At 70.1% G+C, this 15,770-nt stretch carries 13 protein-coding genes; 6 read left to right on the top strand and 7 right to left on the bottom strand.

Going from position 1 to position 15,770, the window contains the following annotated elements; genetic code table 11:
• Window positions 1–14 precede the first annotated feature (14 nt).
• Together ACQF4J_RS01365 and ACQF4J_RS01360 are read right to left on the bottom strand one after the other, a co-directional pair.
• Window positions 15–296 (bottom strand): hypothetical protein, encoded by a 282-nt coding sequence (locus ACQF4J_RS01365; RefSeq protein ID WP_427164243.1) that lies wholly within the window; start codon window positions 294–296, stop codon window positions 15–17.
• The gene (locus tag ACQF4J_RS01360) at window positions 236–1,336 is read right to left on the bottom strand and encodes a hypothetical protein (protein ID WP_427164242.1); all 1,101 of its coding nucleotides are present in this window, start codon (window positions 1,334–1,336) and stop codon (window positions 236–238) included. The genes ACQF4J_RS01365 and ACQF4J_RS01360 overlap by 61 nt, the downstream gene beginning before the upstream one ends.
• Window positions 1,337–1,771: 435 nt before the next feature.
• Between ACQF4J_RS01360 and ACQF4J_RS01355 the strand changes: the two genes are divergently transcribed.
• On the top strand, window positions 1,772–3,286 hold the full coding sequence (locus ACQF4J_RS01355) for a sialidase family protein (RefSeq protein ID WP_427164241.1): 1,515 nt from the start codon (window positions 1,772–1,774) through the stop codon (window positions 3,284–3,286).
• 550 nt (window positions 3,287–3,836) lie between these two features.
• On the opposite strand, the gene ACQF4J_RS01350 is transcribed toward ACQF4J_RS01355, so the two are convergent.
• Entirely contained in the window at window positions 3,837–5,468 is a 1,632-nt protein-coding gene (locus tag ACQF4J_RS01350) for a protein kinase domain-containing protein (RefSeq protein WP_427164240.1), read from the bottom strand.
• Between the two features lie 379 nt (window positions 5,469–5,847).
• On the bottom strand, window positions 5,848–6,471 hold the full coding sequence (locus ACQF4J_RS01345) for a hypothetical protein (RefSeq protein WP_351578805.1): 624 nt from the start codon (window positions 6,469–6,471) through the stop codon (window positions 5,848–5,850).
• 492 nt (window positions 6,472–6,963) lie between these two features.
• Here ACQF4J_RS01345 and ACQF4J_RS01340 point away from each other — a divergent pair, with 492 nt between their 5' ends.
• On the top strand, window positions 6,964–8,166 hold the full coding sequence (locus ACQF4J_RS01340) for a PQQ-binding-like beta-propeller repeat protein (protein ID WP_427164239.1): 1,203 nt from the start codon (window positions 6,964–6,966) through the stop codon (window positions 8,164–8,166).
• Between the two features lie 625 nt (window positions 8,167–8,791).
• Window positions 8,792–9,475: an alpha/beta fold hydrolase gene (locus ACQF4J_RS01335; RefSeq protein ID WP_427164238.1), complete on the top strand. Its 684-nt coding sequence runs from the start codon at window positions 8,792–8,794 to the stop codon at window positions 9,473–9,475.
• A gap of 69 nt (window positions 9,476–9,544) precedes the next feature.
• Here ACQF4J_RS01335 and ACQF4J_RS01330 read toward each other — a convergent pair whose 3' ends face one another.
• Together ACQF4J_RS01330 and ACQF4J_RS01325 are read right to left on the bottom strand one after the other, a co-directional pair.
• Window positions 9,545–10,558 carry an aldo/keto reductase gene (locus tag ACQF4J_RS01330; protein WP_427164237.1) on the bottom strand — a complete coding sequence of 338 codons (1,014 nt, stop codon included), beginning with the start codon at window positions 10,556–10,558 and terminating at the stop codon, window positions 9,545–9,547.
• A 46-nt stretch (window positions 10,559–10,604) separates the two neighbouring features.
• Entirely contained in the window at window positions 10,605–11,234 is a 630-nt protein-coding gene (locus ACQF4J_RS01325) for a ScbR family autoregulator-binding transcription factor (RefSeq protein ID WP_351578793.1), read from the bottom strand.
• A 137-nt stretch (window positions 11,235–11,371) separates the two neighbouring features.
• Here ACQF4J_RS01325 and ACQF4J_RS01320 point away from each other — a divergent pair, with 137 nt between their 5' ends.
• From ACQF4J_RS01320 to ACQF4J_RS01310, 3 genes are all read left to right on the top strand, one after another.
• Window positions 11,372–12,433 (top strand): ScbA/BarX family gamma-butyrolactone biosynthesis protein, encoded by a 1,062-nt coding sequence (locus ACQF4J_RS01320; protein WP_351578790.1) that lies wholly within the window; start codon window positions 11,372–11,374, stop codon window positions 12,431–12,433.
• Between the two features lie 302 nt (window positions 12,434–12,735).
• Window positions 12,736–13,971 carry an acyl-CoA dehydrogenase family protein gene (locus ACQF4J_RS01315; RefSeq protein WP_351801650.1) on the top strand — a complete coding sequence of 412 codons (1,236 nt, stop codon included), beginning with the start codon at window positions 12,736–12,738 and terminating at the stop codon, window positions 13,969–13,971.
• Complete coding sequence (locus ACQF4J_RS01310) at window positions 13,968–14,714, top strand: HAD family hydrolase (protein WP_351801648.1); 747 nt, start codon at window positions 13,968–13,970, stop codon at window positions 14,712–14,714. The genes ACQF4J_RS01315 and ACQF4J_RS01310 overlap by 4 nt, the downstream gene beginning before the upstream one ends.
• Window positions 14,715–15,067: 353 nt before the next feature.
• Here ACQF4J_RS01310 and ACQF4J_RS01305 read toward each other — a convergent pair whose 3' ends face one another.
• Window positions 15,068–15,625 (bottom strand): TetR family transcriptional regulator, encoded by a 558-nt coding sequence (locus tag ACQF4J_RS01305; RefSeq protein ID WP_427164236.1) that lies wholly within the window; start codon window positions 15,623–15,625, stop codon window positions 15,068–15,070.
• Window positions 15,626–15,770: the final 145 nt, after the last annotated feature.

The following is a 15,770-nucleotide window of genomic DNA, read 5'->3' as shown; positions in this document are numbered from 1 at the left end:
GAACCTCCGCGCCGCTACGGGAGCCCATTGGCTGCCCGGTCCAGAATCGTCTTCACGGCGTTCCCCTGGTTGTCGAAGAACGCGTAGTACCGGTTCACCGCGGCAGCGTGATCCTTGATGGAGACCCCGAAGAACTTGCTGAAGAACAGCGCCTCGTACCGCCGGGCAGGCCCGATGATCTGCTGTCCCGCGCTGTCGAGTTCGGCACTCGTCCCTGGCGCGCCGCCGACGACGGTCACCGTCTTGAGTGCCTGCGCGGCGACGAAGATGTAGCTGGGGAGGGTCTCCTTCGCCACGAACTGCACGATGTCCGACAACGATCTGGTGATGACCTTGGCGAAGCCGCCTTTGGAGTCCCGTTCCCCCGGAAGAACGAGTCGTACGAGTGATTGGCGAACTTCTCGTCGTAGCGGATCTCGAAAAGCCGATCGATGGTGAACGGAGTCAGCCCGTGCCCCGCGTGGGGGTCCGACTGAAGCTCCCGTTCATGGTTGATCTGCCGACCCATGTCGAGGGATATCTTCGTCGAGCCGGGAGGCAACTTCTTGGGATTCTTCAGCAGTTGCGCGAGCGCGCCGCCCTTTCTGATCTGCTGGGCGTAGGACGCCTCGACGACCTCCCGGACCGTGCTCATGATCAGGCATCTGCGCTGCGTCTGCGGGGGCGGGGGGTTGGTGTCGACGATGTCCTGGATGTTGCAGCCCCAGATACGGAAGGTGCCGGTGTCCGCGAAGCCCTTCTTGAACTCGTCCAGCGCGTTGGCGTTCGCGGCGCCGGCCTCGCCCATGTCCGCCCGGAAGTCGGTCGCCGCCCGGCCGTCGGTGTCATCGGGATCGCGACGGTCCCCGGTGCCCGCGGCGGTGTTGAACAGGACCGGACCGTCCACGAAAGCGTGCGAGAAGATGCTCAGTTCCAGCACCGAGCCACGCGGCGCCTTACGGACCGAGTGGTACACGTTCACGATCGACAGTGCGTGATCCGACCCGGACGCCTTGGCCTTGGCGATCACCTCCCACTCCACGAACTGCTTCGGATCGCTCTGCGGATCCAGTGGACCGAACTTCGTCACGAAGCTCGCGTCCAGCGGGACCCAGTTCCTGGCGACGTGCTTCGCCGCCGGGTCGGCAACGTGCGACTTCTGCTTCTTGAAGTCGTGTTCGTAGATCTGCACCGTGGCCGTGTGGCAGTCGAAATGGATGAACCGCAACACCGTGTCGGCCTTCACCACCGCGTCAGGACTGTTCCGATTGCGAAAGAATTGGGAGACCAGTTCACCGACCCGGAGCCACGCACACCTGGCGAAGCCGTCGTCCTGCCTTTCGGGGTTGCCGCTCACCAGGAAGACGAAAAGTGGATCAGCCATCTGGCCTCACTTCGGAAATGAAACTGCCGCGCAGAAAGGTGACCGACACGGTGGCATGCCGGGAACCCCCCGTCACGCCACGTTCCACTCAACGGACCGAGCCGAGGGCTCTGGTCCGTGTGAGTTCGTAGCACCGTCCGTCGCGCAGGAGCGCGACGCGTGAATCCGCCGTGGGGCGTCTCGATCGCGAGCACATCAATTCCGTCTGATTCAGGTGCTGTTGCACCAATAGTATTGACATGGGCATGCTTACGCAGCAGAGTGTCGGCGTCCCTCAGCGCGTCCTGCACGACGTTCGGTTCGGCCGGGCCCCGCCCTGATGGCGCGGACGTGTACGAGGCATGCACCCGACCCCACTCAGCGATGGACCGATGCCGGACGCGCCCCTTCTGCGAAAGGGAACGGATCATGTCCCTGGCATTGCTGCTCCACCGCCTGGCGAGACCCGGCCTGGTGACGGTGGCCCTCGCGGCCGGCGCGCTGACCCTGTCGACGACGACCGCCAGTGCCGCACCCGCACTCACCCAGATCAGCGCCGATCCCTACACCAACTCCAGCAGCCAGCACGCCACCGAGGTCGAGCCGGACACGTTCTCCTTCGGTTCCACCGTCGTCTCCGCCTTCCAGGTCGGCCGGTTCACCGACGGAGGCGGCTCGAATGTCGGCTTCGCGACCTCCAAGGACGGTGGTGCCACCTGGACCAGAGGGTTCCTGCCGGGAATCACCACCCAGGCGGGCGGCACCTTCCAACGGGTCAGCGACGCATCGGTGGCCTACGACGCCAAGCACAACGTCTGGCTGATCTCCAGCATCCCCATCACCTCGTCCGTCTCCGTGCCCGAAGTGTTCACCAGCCGCTCGACCGACGGCGGCCTGACCTGGAGCAATCCGGTGGTCACCGCGACGGGTTCGAGCCTCGACAAGAACTGGATCGTCTGCGACAACACCGCGACCAGCGCCTTCTACGGCAACTGCTACACCGAGTACGACAACAACGGTGACGGCGACCGCATCAAGATGACCACCTCCTCGGACGGCGGCCTCACCTGGGGAGCGTCGAAGAACACCGGCAACAACGCCACCGGCCTGGGCGGGCAGCCCGTCGTCCAACCCAACGGCACCGTGATCGTCCCCATCGCCAACGCCTCCGAGACCGCGATCCGCGCCTTCACCTCCACCAACGGCGGCAGCTCCTGGACCAACGCCACCACCGTGGCCACCGTGAGTACGTTCACCGTGCGCGGTGGCCTGCGAAGCGGCCCGCTGCCCTCCGCCGAGATCGACGCCGCGGGCAGGGTCTATGTCGTCTGGCAGGACTGCCGGTTCCGCGCGAGCGGCGGCTCCTGCACCTCCAACGACATCGTGATGGTGACGACCACCAATGGCACCAGCTGGTCGGCGGTGACCCGCATCCCGATCGACGCGACCACCAGCACGGTCGATCACTTCATCCCCGGCCTCGCCGTCGACCCGGCCACCTCGGGCTCCGCCGCCCGCCTCGCGCTGACGTACTACTACCACCCGACCGCCAACTGCACCGCCGCAACATGCCAGTTGAATGTCGGGTATGTCTCCTCGGCCAACGGCGGGAGCACCTGGACGGCCCCGACCCAGCTCGCCGGTCCGATGAGCCACTCCTGGCTGGCCGGCACCACGCAGGGCACCATGGTCGGCGACTACATCTCGACCTCCTTCTCCGGAGGCACGGCCCACCCCGTGTTCGCCGTCGCCACCGCTCCCAGCGGATCGGTCTTCAACGAGGCCATGTACGCGCCGACTTCGGGCCTGGCCGCAGCCGCCGGCACGGCCGCGGCGACGACCGCCACCGCGCGTGACAACGCCATCTCAGCACGGCTGGCCGCGATCGCCTACGCGCAGTGGCTGGCCAACGGTGGCACCGAGGGCGGCGAGGACAGCCCATGACCACCCAACCTTGATGGCCCACGGCCGCCCCGACGGATGCGCCGGGGCGGCCCGTGTGTCGCAGGTTGTCAGCGGCCGCGCGACCGAAGGAGAGACGGCGACCGTGCTGAATCTCCCGGTGAACCAGCTGGCCCTGTTGGGAAGCTGTCCGGCCATCGCGGTCGTGGGCGGTCCGGCATGATGCCGGGGTGAGCATCATCGTCGAGTTTTTCGCGGGGACGGCGAGGTCATCGGCGCAGAGATCGGCGAGGTGATCCTGAGTGATCTGGCCGCCCTCGTCAGCAGGGCCCGGCGCCAGGGCCAGAACGTCTACTGCTGGGTCGGACAGGGATCCACGTGCGGAGCCGGATCGCGATGGACGCCGCGGTGGCGGTACCGAGGAAGACATGGCCCCGCAGGTAGCGCCTGGGATGCCGCTGCGGTCGACGTAGAGGATGGCCTTCATGAGGGTGCGCAGGTCGGCGGCCGGACCTGACGTGTCCTGAAGCATGGCGGCTCGCCTTGCCTGGCCAGGGCGACGATGCCGCGGGTGGCTCAGAATGTCGGCGGGCTATTGGTAGACGGTTGTGATGGGAGTGGAGACGCTGGTTCCGCTGTTGGGGGCGGCGTAGGAGATGGTCCACAGGGCGGCGGTCTTGTTCGGGTAGCCGTACAGATAGCCGCCGTCGCCGCAGCCGTAGTTCAGTCGGTGTCCCGCCAGCGTCGAGGTGCCGCCGCCGGCGAAGGAGCAGCGCGTGCCGTTGGCCAGGACAAGGATGATCGGTTCGATGTCGGGTCCGCCAGGCATGTGGTCATTGTTGCCGGGAAGGCCGTCGGGGACCGACAGTTCGACCATGCGGTCGGGGGCTCCGTCCAGGCACAGGGCGCTGGTGTCTGCGGGATCGGAGTCAGGGGAGAAGCACGGGTCGAGGATCCGGTTGCCGGCGGTGCAGCGCCAGGCGTCGAGCCGCATCGTGGACTCGGCGGTCTCGTAGCAGGAGCCGCTGGCATGGCCGGTGATGGTGATGCCTGTTGCCGGGGTTCCGCCCGGTGTCCAGGGGCTGAGGGTGATCACCTGGGTCTGCTCGGGCGTGGACGCGGCCGTGGCGGTCGGACTGTGTGACGGGGTGTTGGCCGTGTGCGCAAGAGGAGACGTGTTCGCTGCCGGTTGGGTGGCCGGGGTGGGGTGGGTCGCGGTTGGAGGTGAGGAGTTGGCGCCGCGCGCTGGAGTGTGATCCGCAGCCAGCGCGAACCAGGTGCCGGTCGCAGCTGTGGCGAACACGGCGGCCGCGACGACGGCGAGCCAGGTCCGCCGGCCCGGTCGGCGGGGGGCGGGAGCGGGCCAGGCGGGGTCCTGGACGGTCGGGGGATGCCACTGCTCGGCGATCAGGTTCGGGATCTGCGTGGGCCGGTCGTGCATGTCGCCGAGTACCTGGGTCACCTGGTCGCCCAGTAGTTGGTCGGTCTGCTGGGCGATGGCGGCCGACGACGGCCGGCGGGACGGGTCTTTGGCGAGGCATGCCGTCACGAGGCTGAGCAGATCATCGGGGATGCCTGCGAGGTCCGGCTCGGCATTGAGGACACGGAAGGCGACGGCCTCGGCGTTGCCGGTGCCGAAGGGGTGGCGGCCGGTGGCCGCGAAAGCGAGCAGCGCGCCCCAGGCGAAGACGTCTCCCGGCGCCCCGGCGGTGCCGTCCCGGTAGTACTCGGGGCTCAGCCAGCCCGGGGTGCCGGTCAGCATGCCGGTGCGGGTGACCGCGGTGCCGTCGACGACGTGGGCGATGCCGAAGTCCAGCACGCGCGGACCGTCCGGGGCCAGGATCACGTTCGCGGGCTTCAGATCGCGGTGAACCACCCCCGCAGTGTGCACTGCCTCAATCGCCCTGGCCGTCCCTGCGGCGAACAGATGCAGCTGGATCCCGTCCAGCGGTCCATGTACCGCGACATGCTCCCCCAGCGTCAGACCGGGCACAAAGGCAGTGGCCAACCATGGGACGTCCGCCTCAGGATCGGCTTCCAGCAGCGGCACCAGGCACGGACCCGACACCCGCCGGAGGACCTGTACCTCGCGGCGGAACCGGGCCCGGAACTGCTCGTCAGCCGCCTGCGCGGCGTGCACGGCCTTCACCGCCACCCGCTCGCCCTGTTCCCCCAGCGCGGCGTACACCGTGCCCATCCCGCCCGCGCCCAGAACCCCCACCACCCGGAAACGACCTATCCGGACCGGGTCCGAAGCACGGCGAGCAACGACCGCAGACACGAACAAAACCCCCGCCGAGAGCAATTGTGGACGATGGGTGAACCCTAGCGGGATCACCGTCGCGGCACTCCCGATGCGGTCAGATGAGATCCCGTCGTGCTCCGCCGGACTCCGGCATCTGCTCCCGCGATCGTGGAGTGGCCGCCGGGGGAAGGCGTTGGCGCCGGGCATGCCACCATCCCGCCGGCATGAGGACGGCGAACACCGCGAACCCGTCCGTTGTCCGCGCCGGCACCCGCCGACTCCACGATCTGCTCGTCGGAGCGCTGGTCGGCCCGGCCGCCATGGGGTGCGGCCGGGCCTGGTTCAGGTGGGCGGGTGGCTACTCCCAGCCGCCGAGCAGTCCGGAACTCAGCTGCGCATTGCAGATGTTGTAGCCGCCGGACGCGTGGCCCTTCTTCGTCTTGCCGTTCACGGTGACGGAGCAGTTGATGTCCCCGGAGCCCTGGAGCTGCGCCATGACGTTGTAGTACATGGCGTCCTTGTTGAGGGGCAGCGTCGCCTCGAACTTGCCGTTCTTGAACGACCCCTTGCGGGTGTCGGAGTCCGAGCCGTACGTGATGTCCAGCGAGCCGAGGGCGCCGGCGGGGGCGGTTCCCCATACCTTGAAGACGACGGTCTTCTTCTCCGCCTTCTTCGTCTTCGTGGGGCTGGCCTTCGGTTCGCTGCTCTTGGGCTTTCCGGTGTCGGCGGGCTTGCTGCTCGACGACGGGGAGGCGGCGGCCTTGACGTCGTTGGAGCCGCTGGACTTCTTGGAGTCCGAGCCGCCGCCGAGGAGGGCGCCGATGATGCCGATGACCACGATGAGTCCGACGATGCCGAGGCAGCCCAGGCCGATGATCTTCCCGGGGCCGGTCTTCTTCGGGGGCTGCGGCGGGAAGGGGGGCTGCCCGTAGGGCTGCTGGCCCCAGCCGGGCTGGGGCTGCTGCGGGTATTGGTTGCTCATGGTTCCCTCTGAAGCGCTTGATGTCGTGCAGGTGTGTGACTGGTGAAGAAGATGTGTGGTTGCCTCGTATCTCTCATCTTGACCTGATCGTGATCAAACGGCTGGCCGCAGGTCGCGCTGCAGGGAGGTGGGCCGGCTCGGCAGCGAGAGGGTGGCCGATCTCCGCGTGTGCCAGGCGCATTCAGCCCTCGGTGCCGGTCCTGGCGGGGACGCCTTGCGGCCCGCGCCGCTGCGGCCGGCGCGGCGATCGGGTCGACCCCTGGCGCGTCATGAAGCCGTTTGGGCGGGGGCGGCAAGGACGTGCCCTCGAGCCAGGTGAGAGCACACCCGTCAGGTGGCCGGTTGCCGACCTGGCTGCGTCGGCGCCGAGCCGTCGCCTGCGGGTCCGCTCCACGCAACGGACCGGATCGGCGGGGCTCGTGCGACGATGACCGTCGGCGCACAGGGGGGAGCGGAATGGAGCGGCCAGGTCGGATACCTACGGCACTGTCCATGGCGGTCGTGGCGATGTGCGCGCTGGTGGGCACCGGGTGCGCACCGGTCGGGAACACCCCTCCCTCGGCCACCTCTTCATCCGGCCTCTCCAGCTCTGGGGCGGCTCAGTCGCCGGTGTCCGGTCCGTGGCGGGCGTGGAGGACGGGGCTGTCCCGGCAGGAGGCGTCCGGCAGTTGTGGCGCGACGGCGCACCAGATCGTGTGCGCCACCCGCTCCGGCGGCCTGGTCGGGCGGTCCCGGGCGAACGGGAAGGTCACCTGGAGCGTGCCGGCGGCCGACAGCGGCAAGAGCGCCGGGCTCGTCGTCGACGCGGCGGACGAACGGGCGGTGACCGGCGTCGGCGGTGTGCTGCGCGCCGCGAATCTGCGGACGGGCAGGGCCGCTTGGGCCAGCCGGCTGCCCGAGGGGCGCGCCTACGTCGGCCTCGGCGCGGCGGACGGCACCGTCTACGCCTTCGACGCGCCGCCCGCCACCGTCGGCAACGTCACTCTCACCGCCCTCCGCGCCTCGGACGGCAGGCCCTTGTGGCACCGCGGTGTCGAAGCGGACCCGGTGGAGGGCATCGCTGCCTTCGGCGGACGTGTCTACACGACCGACGGCATCCGGGTCACCGCCCGCGCCGCCCGCACCGGCGACACCGTGGCGACGAGTCCCCGGGGAATGGCATGCCCGCATCTCGTCTCCGGCGGCCACTACCTCGTATGCACCGGCAGTCCGCTGTCGGCCGGGGACGTCTTCCCGCCCATGCGGCGTCTGGACCCGACGACGCTTGCGGCACTGCCGACACCGAAGGACACGGGAGAGAAACCAGTGCGTGCCCTGGTCTCCTCCGACGGGGTGCTGATGCTGTTCGAGGCCGGCGCGGAGGACACGAGCGCGGGCAACTGGAACGCATACGACCTCGAGGGCCGCCGCAGGCTGTGGAGTTACTACGACACCACACGTGAGGGCGCCCTGGCCGACGGTCGGTTCGTGACCTTCACCCCCGGCAACGACCAGGTCACGCGAGGCCGTGTGATCACGATCGACCTGCACGCCGGGCCGCAGGCGACCGGAGCCGCCGCCCCCGGCATGTCGGCGCCCTATCCGGAGACAAGGGATGGCGAAGGCCCCCTGCTCGTCGTGCCGGGCGACGACGCGCACCATCTCGTCGTCATGGCACGCACGCACGCTTCTCTGCGCTCGATGCCCCTGCCTTGAGGCGCCCGCCCGAACTGACTTCCGCCGGCACAGCGGGGTACGGCCCGAGCTGTCAGTCCCTATGGCTCCCTTTAGTGGTCAAGTTTGGAAGTCCTTCGGGGGGTTGACTGCGGAGTCGCTGTTGTGGGTGTCGCCTGGTCAGATGCCGTAGGCGGCGAGGTGGAGTTGGCGGGCGCGGTGAAGGGCTGCGGGGGCGCCGGCGAGGATGCCGTTGGGCAGGTCTTCGTAGCGGTTGTCTCTGTCGCAGCAGGGGGCGAAGCTCCGCTTGCTGGTGGTCCCGCCGCAGCGCGGGGCGCGTCAGCTGGACCTCCTCGCCGTCGGCCAGTTCCGCCTCCACGTGGGCGCAGGGCCTGCCTTCTTCCCGGCCCGGTGGGGGAGAGGGGAGCCAACTGGCGTGCTCTGTCGGAAACGCTGCGACCGAGTGCGTCAGTTGGCGAGCGAGCGGGGCGGCGACTGGAGACGGGGGGGGCGTCGACGGCGCCGGGGTTGCGGGATCGCCGTCGGTCCTGAGCCCGACACGCCGCAGTAAGCAACAAGGACAATTCGCCGCTTCGGCCCCCTGAGCAGCCGCGACGCGTCGTCACGGAACGTACGTGTGGGGTTGCGCTTCGCTTAGGATGACGTCGTGAAGTTCGTGATGGTGCCGGGTGGTTGGCAGGGTGGGTGGGCGTTCGACGCGGTGGCGGCCGAGCTGCACCGCGAAGGTCACCAGGTCGAGGCGGTGACCCCGACCGGGCTGGAGTCGGACGGCCCGGTCGACTTGGACCGACCGCCCAATCTCGACACCCACATCGACCAGGTGGCCGAGATCATCGACCGCGGCGGTGAAAGGCCCCTCGCGCTGTGCGGGCACAGCTACGGCGGGATGGTGATCGCCGGTGTCGCGGACCGGCTCGGTGACCGCCTTGATCAGCTCGTCTTCATCGATGCCTACGTTCCGGAGGACGGTGATTCGTGCTGGTCCCTGACCAGTGACCGGTTCCGGCACCTGTTCATGGCCGGGGCCCGCGACGACGGTCGCTGGGTCGCGGTCCCCTGCGGGGCTGATCCCCGCGCGCGACCGCATCCGCTGGCGAGCTTCCTCCAGGCGCTCAGACTCCGGAATGGTCCCGGCCGCGCGGTCGGCCGCACGTTCATCAGCGGTGGCGCGTGGCCGGGCAGCCCGTTCACGGCCGTTACCGAACGGCTGCGCCACAACTCGGGCTGGCGGGTGCACGAGATTCCCGTAGGCCACAACATCGCCCGTCGCGATCCGGGCGGTCTCGCAGCAGTCCTCGGGGCGCTCCCGCCGGGTGGCGGCAGCGCGTGAGGCTTGCGCGCTCCTGACCGGGAGCCGGCCCTCAGTACGCCACCGCCACCGCCACCCCACCGCCGCGGGTCACTCGCGGGCCGCCGCCGTGCTGCTCATGTCGGCGTAGCGGGTGCCGGCCACCTGCGCCGCCAGCGGTTCGAGCGCGGAGAGTTGGTGCGCGGACAGGGTGAGCGCCGCCGCCGCGGCGTTCTCCCGCAGCCGGGAGGACCTGCGGGAGCCGGGTATGGGCAGGACGGTGAGGCCGTGGACGCGGGACTGTTGGTGCAGCCAGGCCAACGCGATCTGTGCGGGGGTCGCGGCGTGGTCCGCGGCGATCGCGCGGACGGTCTCGAGGAGCGCGTGGTTGGTGCGAGCCTGCTCGCCGGTGAACCGGGGCATCGTCAACCGGGCGTCGCCCGCGCTCAGTTCGCCGCTGTCGGGGAGCGCGCCGGTGAGCAGGCCACGGCCGAGGGGCGAGTACGCCACGAACGCCACGCCGAGCTCCGCGGCCGCGGGGACTGCTGACGTCTCGACATCGCGGCTGAAGAGCGACCACTCGGACTGCAGCGCGGTGATCGGGTGAACGGTGTGCGCCGCCCGCAGTTCGGGGCCGGTCACCTCGCAGAGCCCCAAGTGGCGGACCTTGCCCTCCTGGACGAGCTCAGCCATCGCGCCGACGGTCTCCTCCAGGGGGACCGAGGGGTCGCGGCGGTGGGCGTAGTACAGGTCGATCGTGTCGATGCCGAGACGCTTCAGGCTCGCGTCGGCGCACTGGCGGACGTAGGCGCGGTCGCCGCGGACCTGGTTCCAGGTGCGCTGGCCCGGCTGCCGCACGATGCCGAACTTCGTGGCGAGGAAGACCCGTTCGCGGTGGGCGCGGACGAAGGGGCCGAGGAGTATCTCGTTCCCGCCGTCGCCGTACAGATCGGCGGTGTCGAACATGGTGATGCCCGCGTCGAGGGCGGCCTGCAGGGTTTCCTGCGCCTGGGCCGGTGTGCTGGGTCCGTAGACCTCGCTGAAGCCCATGCAGCCCAGGCCCTGCGCGCCGACTAACGGGCCGTTGATGCCGAGAGGAACGACCGGGAGGGTGAGGGCAGACATGGGGAGGCTCTCCTTGTCGCGGTGGGTGGCCGGGAGGGGGCGAATATCACGCGTGGCGGGGGATGACGATGTCGATGATCTCCTGTACACGGTCCGTGAGATCCTCACGGTTGTGCTGGACCCAGGAGATGTGCTGGCTGCCGAAGAACGCGGCGACGATGACCCGCGCCATGGAGGCGATGTCGGTGGTGGGCCGCAGCATGTCCTCGTCCTTGGCCTGTGCCAGTAGTTCGGTGATGAGCTGGGTGAACCCGCTGAACGGCGTCGGCATGTCGGCATCGACCAGGTTCCGCTCGATCTGCAGCCGGGCACCGGCCTGCATCACCGGGTTGTCCCGCAGGGCGACCGCGGTCTGGAGGAGGAGTTCGGCGACCGCGTCGAGCGGCGGGAGCTGGCTGGCCGTGACCGATTCGGCGATGGCGGGCAGCTGTGTGTAGAACTCCTCGGTGACCGCGACGGCCACCGCCTCCTTGTTCGTGAAATGGAAGTAGACGGCTCCCTTGGTCACCTCGGCGAGGTCGGCGATGTCCTGGAGCGTGACGGCGGGGAACCCCTTTGCGGCGAAGGCTTTGGCGGCGGCGTCGAGGAGCTGCCTCCGGGTGCGGCCGGCCCGTTCCTGCTTGAGTTCCCGCGGGGCGGCCTTGGCTACGGTGGCTGTCCGGAGATGCTTGCTCATGATCCCTCTTCCGTCCGTCTCGGCGGTACCCGGTGCGCGTGTCACGCACGAGGTACGTCCCTTGCAAGATACCTCTGCGAAGGTATATTTTCACGTTGCGCCACCACGGTATTCCCGAACCCGATGGGGGAGAGACCATGGACCAGTTGTACGAACTGTCGACCAGGGTCCCAGGCGAAACGGGCACCGCAGTAGTGGATGCCTCTCTGAAGTTTCTTCAACCGGTCTCCCGGCAACTGGTCCACCGGGCCGCTGTCGCGGAGGTCTTCATCACGGACGCCCTGCAAGTGGGCCAGAACCGGTTCCTGGTAGGAGCCCAGTGGCCTCGGGATCACGCGCTGTACCATCCCGACGCCCAGGGCATGGCCGACCCGCTGCTGCTGACCGAAACGGTGCGTCAGGCCTTGGTGTACCTGGCGCACGAGTACTGCGGGATCCCGCTGGGACACCGCTTCGTCGGCAACGACACCCACTTCGACATCACGGACCACGAGGCCCTTCTGGTCGGCGACACTCCGTTGCACGTGACCCTGGACGCCCAGTGGTCGTGGGTGGCGAACAGGCCGCCCCGGCGCTTCGGTATGCGCGTGGACGCCGTGGTGTCCGTGGCCGGGCGCGAGTGCGCCCGGGCCGGGCTGAGCGTGTACGCCGTCGACGAGGAGCTGTACCGGCGGCTCCGCTGGCGGGGGAGGCAAGGGCAGGGCCGTGACGAGGCCGCCCGCGTCGGGCACTGCGCCGCAACTCGCCTGCCGGCGGCCGAAGTCGGCCGTCTGCGGGCCAAGGACAGCGTGCTGGGCCGCACGGAGGCGGGGGATTGGCAGCTGCTGGTCGATCTTCATCACGCCGTGCTCTTCGACCACCCCGGAGACCACATACCGTTGATGGTGACCCTGGAAGGCGCCCGCCAGTTGGGTCACCGCCTGGTCCACCGCCGCCACGACGCTCCCGCCGGAGCGGTACTGCGCGCCGTCCAGGTGGACTGCCCTGCCTTCGCCGACCTCGACGAACCGGTGCGGCTGTGCGCCGAGTTGCAGCCGCCGGCGAGCGCTTCGGACGTCACGAGGCTGCGCATCGCGGCCGTACAACGGGAGGACACCGTCGCCACGGTCGCCATGGAGTGGCTGCCACGAGTCCTGCCCGCCACGCCCGAGAAGGTCACCTTCTGCCCTGACACCGTCGGCTCCGGCGCGGCGGTGTAGCGATGTGCGCAGGCCGGCGGACCTTCCTCGACCGCTGCCTCGGTCTCCGGTGTACGAGGGAACCAAAGGCCCGCCGCACCCTGTGAGTTGCGCGGACCGCGTGGGCCGGATGACGTCCGAACTCGAAGCGGCGTCGATCAGTTGGTTCTTCACGGCCGCGGGTGTCTCCCGCGTCGGGACGTGCGCCGAGGCGTAGGTACGCAGGGAGCGTTCCTGCTCTCGTGGCATCCGTACCTCCGAGTAAGAAACCTGTCAGAAAGTATTTTTCCACATCCGTGTCCGGCTCGACAAGGAGCTGAACCATGCTCGATCATGCTGAGCCGCAAGAAAGGCAGCGATCCGGCCTTCCCCATCCGCGGCGAACAGGCGGCAGGCTTGCCGAGGACGCCGTACTGCGCGCCGCCCGGGCGGCAGGGCGCGCCGCCCAGGCGGCGGACCGGGACCGGCGGCTGGGTTCCGGGGTCGTGACCGCACTGAAAGAGGCGGGCTTCGCACGTCACTTCGTTCCCCGCCGATGGGGTGGCCGGGAGGGCGGCTTCGCCGACCTGATCACCGCCACGGCGCTGGTCGCCGGAGAGTGCCCCTCGGCGGCCTGGTGCGGCATGCTCTGGGCCGCGCACGGGCGGTACGCCGCCAGGCTGCCCGAAGAAGGACAGCGGGAACTGTGGGGGAAGGGCCCCGACACGCTGATCGCCGCGGCCCTGGCCCCGCCCGCCGGAGCGGCCCGTCCGGTACCGGGCGGCTGGCTGCTGGACGGCCGGTGGGACTGTGTCAGCGGCGTGGACTTCTCCCACTGGGTCCTGCTCGCGGCCCCGGTCGACGAGACCCCGGTCGCGGCCGGTGTCACCCCCGCAGGTCCGGCGCAGGCCGCGGCATTGGTCCTGGCGGTGCCGCGCTCCGAGGTGACCGTGCGCGACACCTGGCGCAGCACCGGACTGCGCGGCACCGGCAGCAACTCCGTCGACGTAGACGGGGTGTTCGTGCCTGACCGGCGCGTCTGCCCGCTGGGCCACGTGCTCGGCGCCGTGGTCGAGCCCGGCGCTTCACCGGCCCGCCAGGCGTCCGCGCATCTGGCCGGCGGGCCGATGTTCTGCGCGCCGGCGCTCGGCGCGGCCCGGCTCGCTCTGCGGTCCTGGACCCGCTGGGCGAAGACCCCGCCCGCCGGGCGTCCGGCGGCCCTGGGCGATCCGGCCGTCCAGCGGGTGCTGGCGCGCTCCGCCGGCGAGATCGATGCCGTGGCCTTGCTGTTGGACCGGGCCGGCGCCGGCGCCGACGCCGAGCCCACCGCGCCACACGTCGAGGCGGTCAACCGGCGCGACGCCGCGATGGCGGCCGAGTTGCTGGTGGAGGCCGTCGAACGTCTCTTCAGGACGGGCGGCGCCCATGCCCGGGACGACACCAGCGAGGTCCAGCGGGCCTGGCGGGACACGCACACGGTGGCGGCGCACGGCGCCCTGCGGCTGGACGCCGCGGCCGGCGCGTACGCCGCGTGGGGCGAGGGCGAGTGGTCGGCGCCGATGCCGTGGGGGCCGCGGTGAGCCGGCCGACCCGCCTGGTTTTCAGCGACGTCGACGAGACACTCATCGCAGTGAAGTCGATGTTCGACTTCCTCGAGTACTACTTCCGCGGCACCCGCGGCAGGCCGGGCGCCCGCCACGCGGCGGACGTCCGCCGGGACCTGTCCCGTCGGACGTCCGCCGGCGCTCCCCGGGAAGCTTTGAACCGCGTGTACTACCGCACCTGGGCGGGCGAGCCCGCCGCCCGGGTCACGGAGCTGGCCGAGGCCTGGTACGCCGAGCGGTCGGCGGCTCCCGGCTTCTATCTGGCCTCCACGCGCCGGGCGCTGCAACTGCACCGCGACGCGGGGGACACGGTGATCCTGGTGTCCGGATCGTTCCCTGCGGTCCTCGCGCCGATCGCCGCCGAAGTGGGTGCGACGCACCTCGTGTGCTCGGTCCCCGAGGTTCATGACGGAGTACTGACCGGCCGACTCGTGGGCGATCCCTGTATCGGAGAGGCGAAGCGCGCGGCCGTCCGCGATATGTTGCGGAGCCGGCCGGCCGTGGACCCGGCGCAGTGCTTCGCGTACGGGGACCACGTCTCGGACCTGCCGATGCTGGCGGAGGTGGGGAACCCGGTCGTCGTCGGCGGATCGGCGCAGCTGCGGGCGCGGCTGCCGCGGGCCCGGGTGCTGCACCCCCAGGCCGTGCACGACGTCCCCGCCCTCCTGCGCCCCACGCGGGAGCAACGCGGGCAGGAGTCCCACAGGGCCGGTGTCTGACCGGTCGTACGAGCGGGCGCGTCCTCGGCACGCGCCCGCTCCCGGCATGCCGGGGGAGGGATGCCGTCCGCGCCGGTGAGGAGCCGGGCGCACCTCACCTCCCAGATACGGGCTTGCGACGCCGGACCTGCGCGTGCGGGCTTGTGGGGCCGGTCCTCCGTGTACGGGCTTGTGACGCTTTCTGGTCCTCCGCGTACGGGCTTGTGACCCTGAATCTGCGCGTGCGGGCTTGTGGCGCCGAACCCCGCGTGGGGGCTTGTGACGCCCGCCCTCCGCCCTATGGGCTTGTAACGCCGGACCTCCGCGTACGGGCTTGTGACGCCGGACCTCCGCATACGGACTTGGGACGTCGCTCAGCGCGGTGTCGGCGCGGACACGGTCGCCCACAGGTCGTCGAACCGGCGTGCCGCGTCGGCGTCGTCGCCGGGCACGGGATGGGGGATCCCGAAGAAGACCGACATCAGCAGGCGGGCCACGGCCTGCGGGGGCAGTCCGCCCGAACTCCCGTCGTCGGCCTGCGTCTGCGCGACGGCACGGGCCAGCGGCAGGCAGATCCGCTCCACCAGCCCCTGGTCGTTGCGGTCCAGGTGGGGCACCTCCACGGCGAGCCGCAACGCGGACCGGGCCCGCGCGTCCTGGCGCAGGACCCGGGTGAGGTCGAGGACGGTCTCGCGCAGCGAGTCGACCGCCGCCGCTCCCGGCCGGCCGGCCCGTGCCGCACGCAGGCTCAGCTCGGCCCCGGCCTCCTCGACCAGCGCCGCCGCCAGCTCCTCCTTGGAGGAGAAGTGACCGTACAGCGCGCCCTTGGTCATGCCGGTGCGCTTGACCACATCGAGCAGCGTCGTGCCCATGTAGCCGTACGCGGCGAACTCCTCGGCCGCCGCGTCGAGCACCTGCCCCCGTGTACGCACTGCACGCTTCTGAACCATGCTGAGCCCTCCACCCGAGTAAGCCGAATAAAACCTTCAGAAAGGTATGTTATTTGCTGACGCGCCGCCGACCGCATTGACATGACCTTATCCAGGTGTCGCCGGAGCGCGGCGATATCCCGCCACT

This window comes from Streptomyces sp. C1-1 (assembly GCF_050214755.1).
Taxonomy (GTDB): domain Bacteria; phylum Actinomycetota; class Actinomycetes; order Streptomycetales; family Streptomycetaceae; genus Streptomyces.
The sequence above is the reverse complement of the archived record's forward strand: the minus strand, read 5'-3'. Positions and strand labels throughout refer to the sequence as shown.

What these genes read in the sequence shown, in the direction of transcription:
- ACQF4J_RS01330 (WP_427164237.1), bottom strand. Translation starts at nt 10,558, where the DNA reads ATGTCTGCCCTCACCCTCCCGGTCGTTCCTCTCGGCATCAACGGCCCG.
- ACQF4J_RS01345 (WP_351578805.1), bottom strand. Translation starts at nt 6,471, where the DNA reads ATGAGCAACCAATACCCGCAGCAGCCCCAGCCCGGCTGGGGCCAGCAG.
- ACQF4J_RS01325 (WP_351578793.1), bottom strand. Translation starts at nt 11,234, where the DNA reads ATGAGCAAGCATCTCCGGACAGCCACCGTAGCCAAGGCCGCCCCGCGG.
- ACQF4J_RS01355 (WP_427164241.1), top strand. Translation starts at nt 1,772, where the DNA reads ATGTCCCTGGCATTGCTGCTCCACCGCCTGGCGAGACCCGGCCTGGTG.
- ACQF4J_RS01340 (WP_427164239.1), top strand. Translation starts at nt 6,964, where the DNA reads ATGGCGGTCGTGGCGATGTGCGCGCTGGTGGGCACCGGGTGCGCACCG.
- ACQF4J_RS01315 (WP_351801650.1), top strand. Translation starts at nt 12,736, where the DNA reads ATGCTCGATCATGCTGAGCCGCAAGAAAGGCAGCGATCCGGCCTTCCC.
- ACQF4J_RS01320 (WP_351578790.1), top strand. Translation starts at nt 11,372, where the DNA reads ATGGACCAGTTGTACGAACTGTCGACCAGGGTCCCAGGCGAAACGGGC.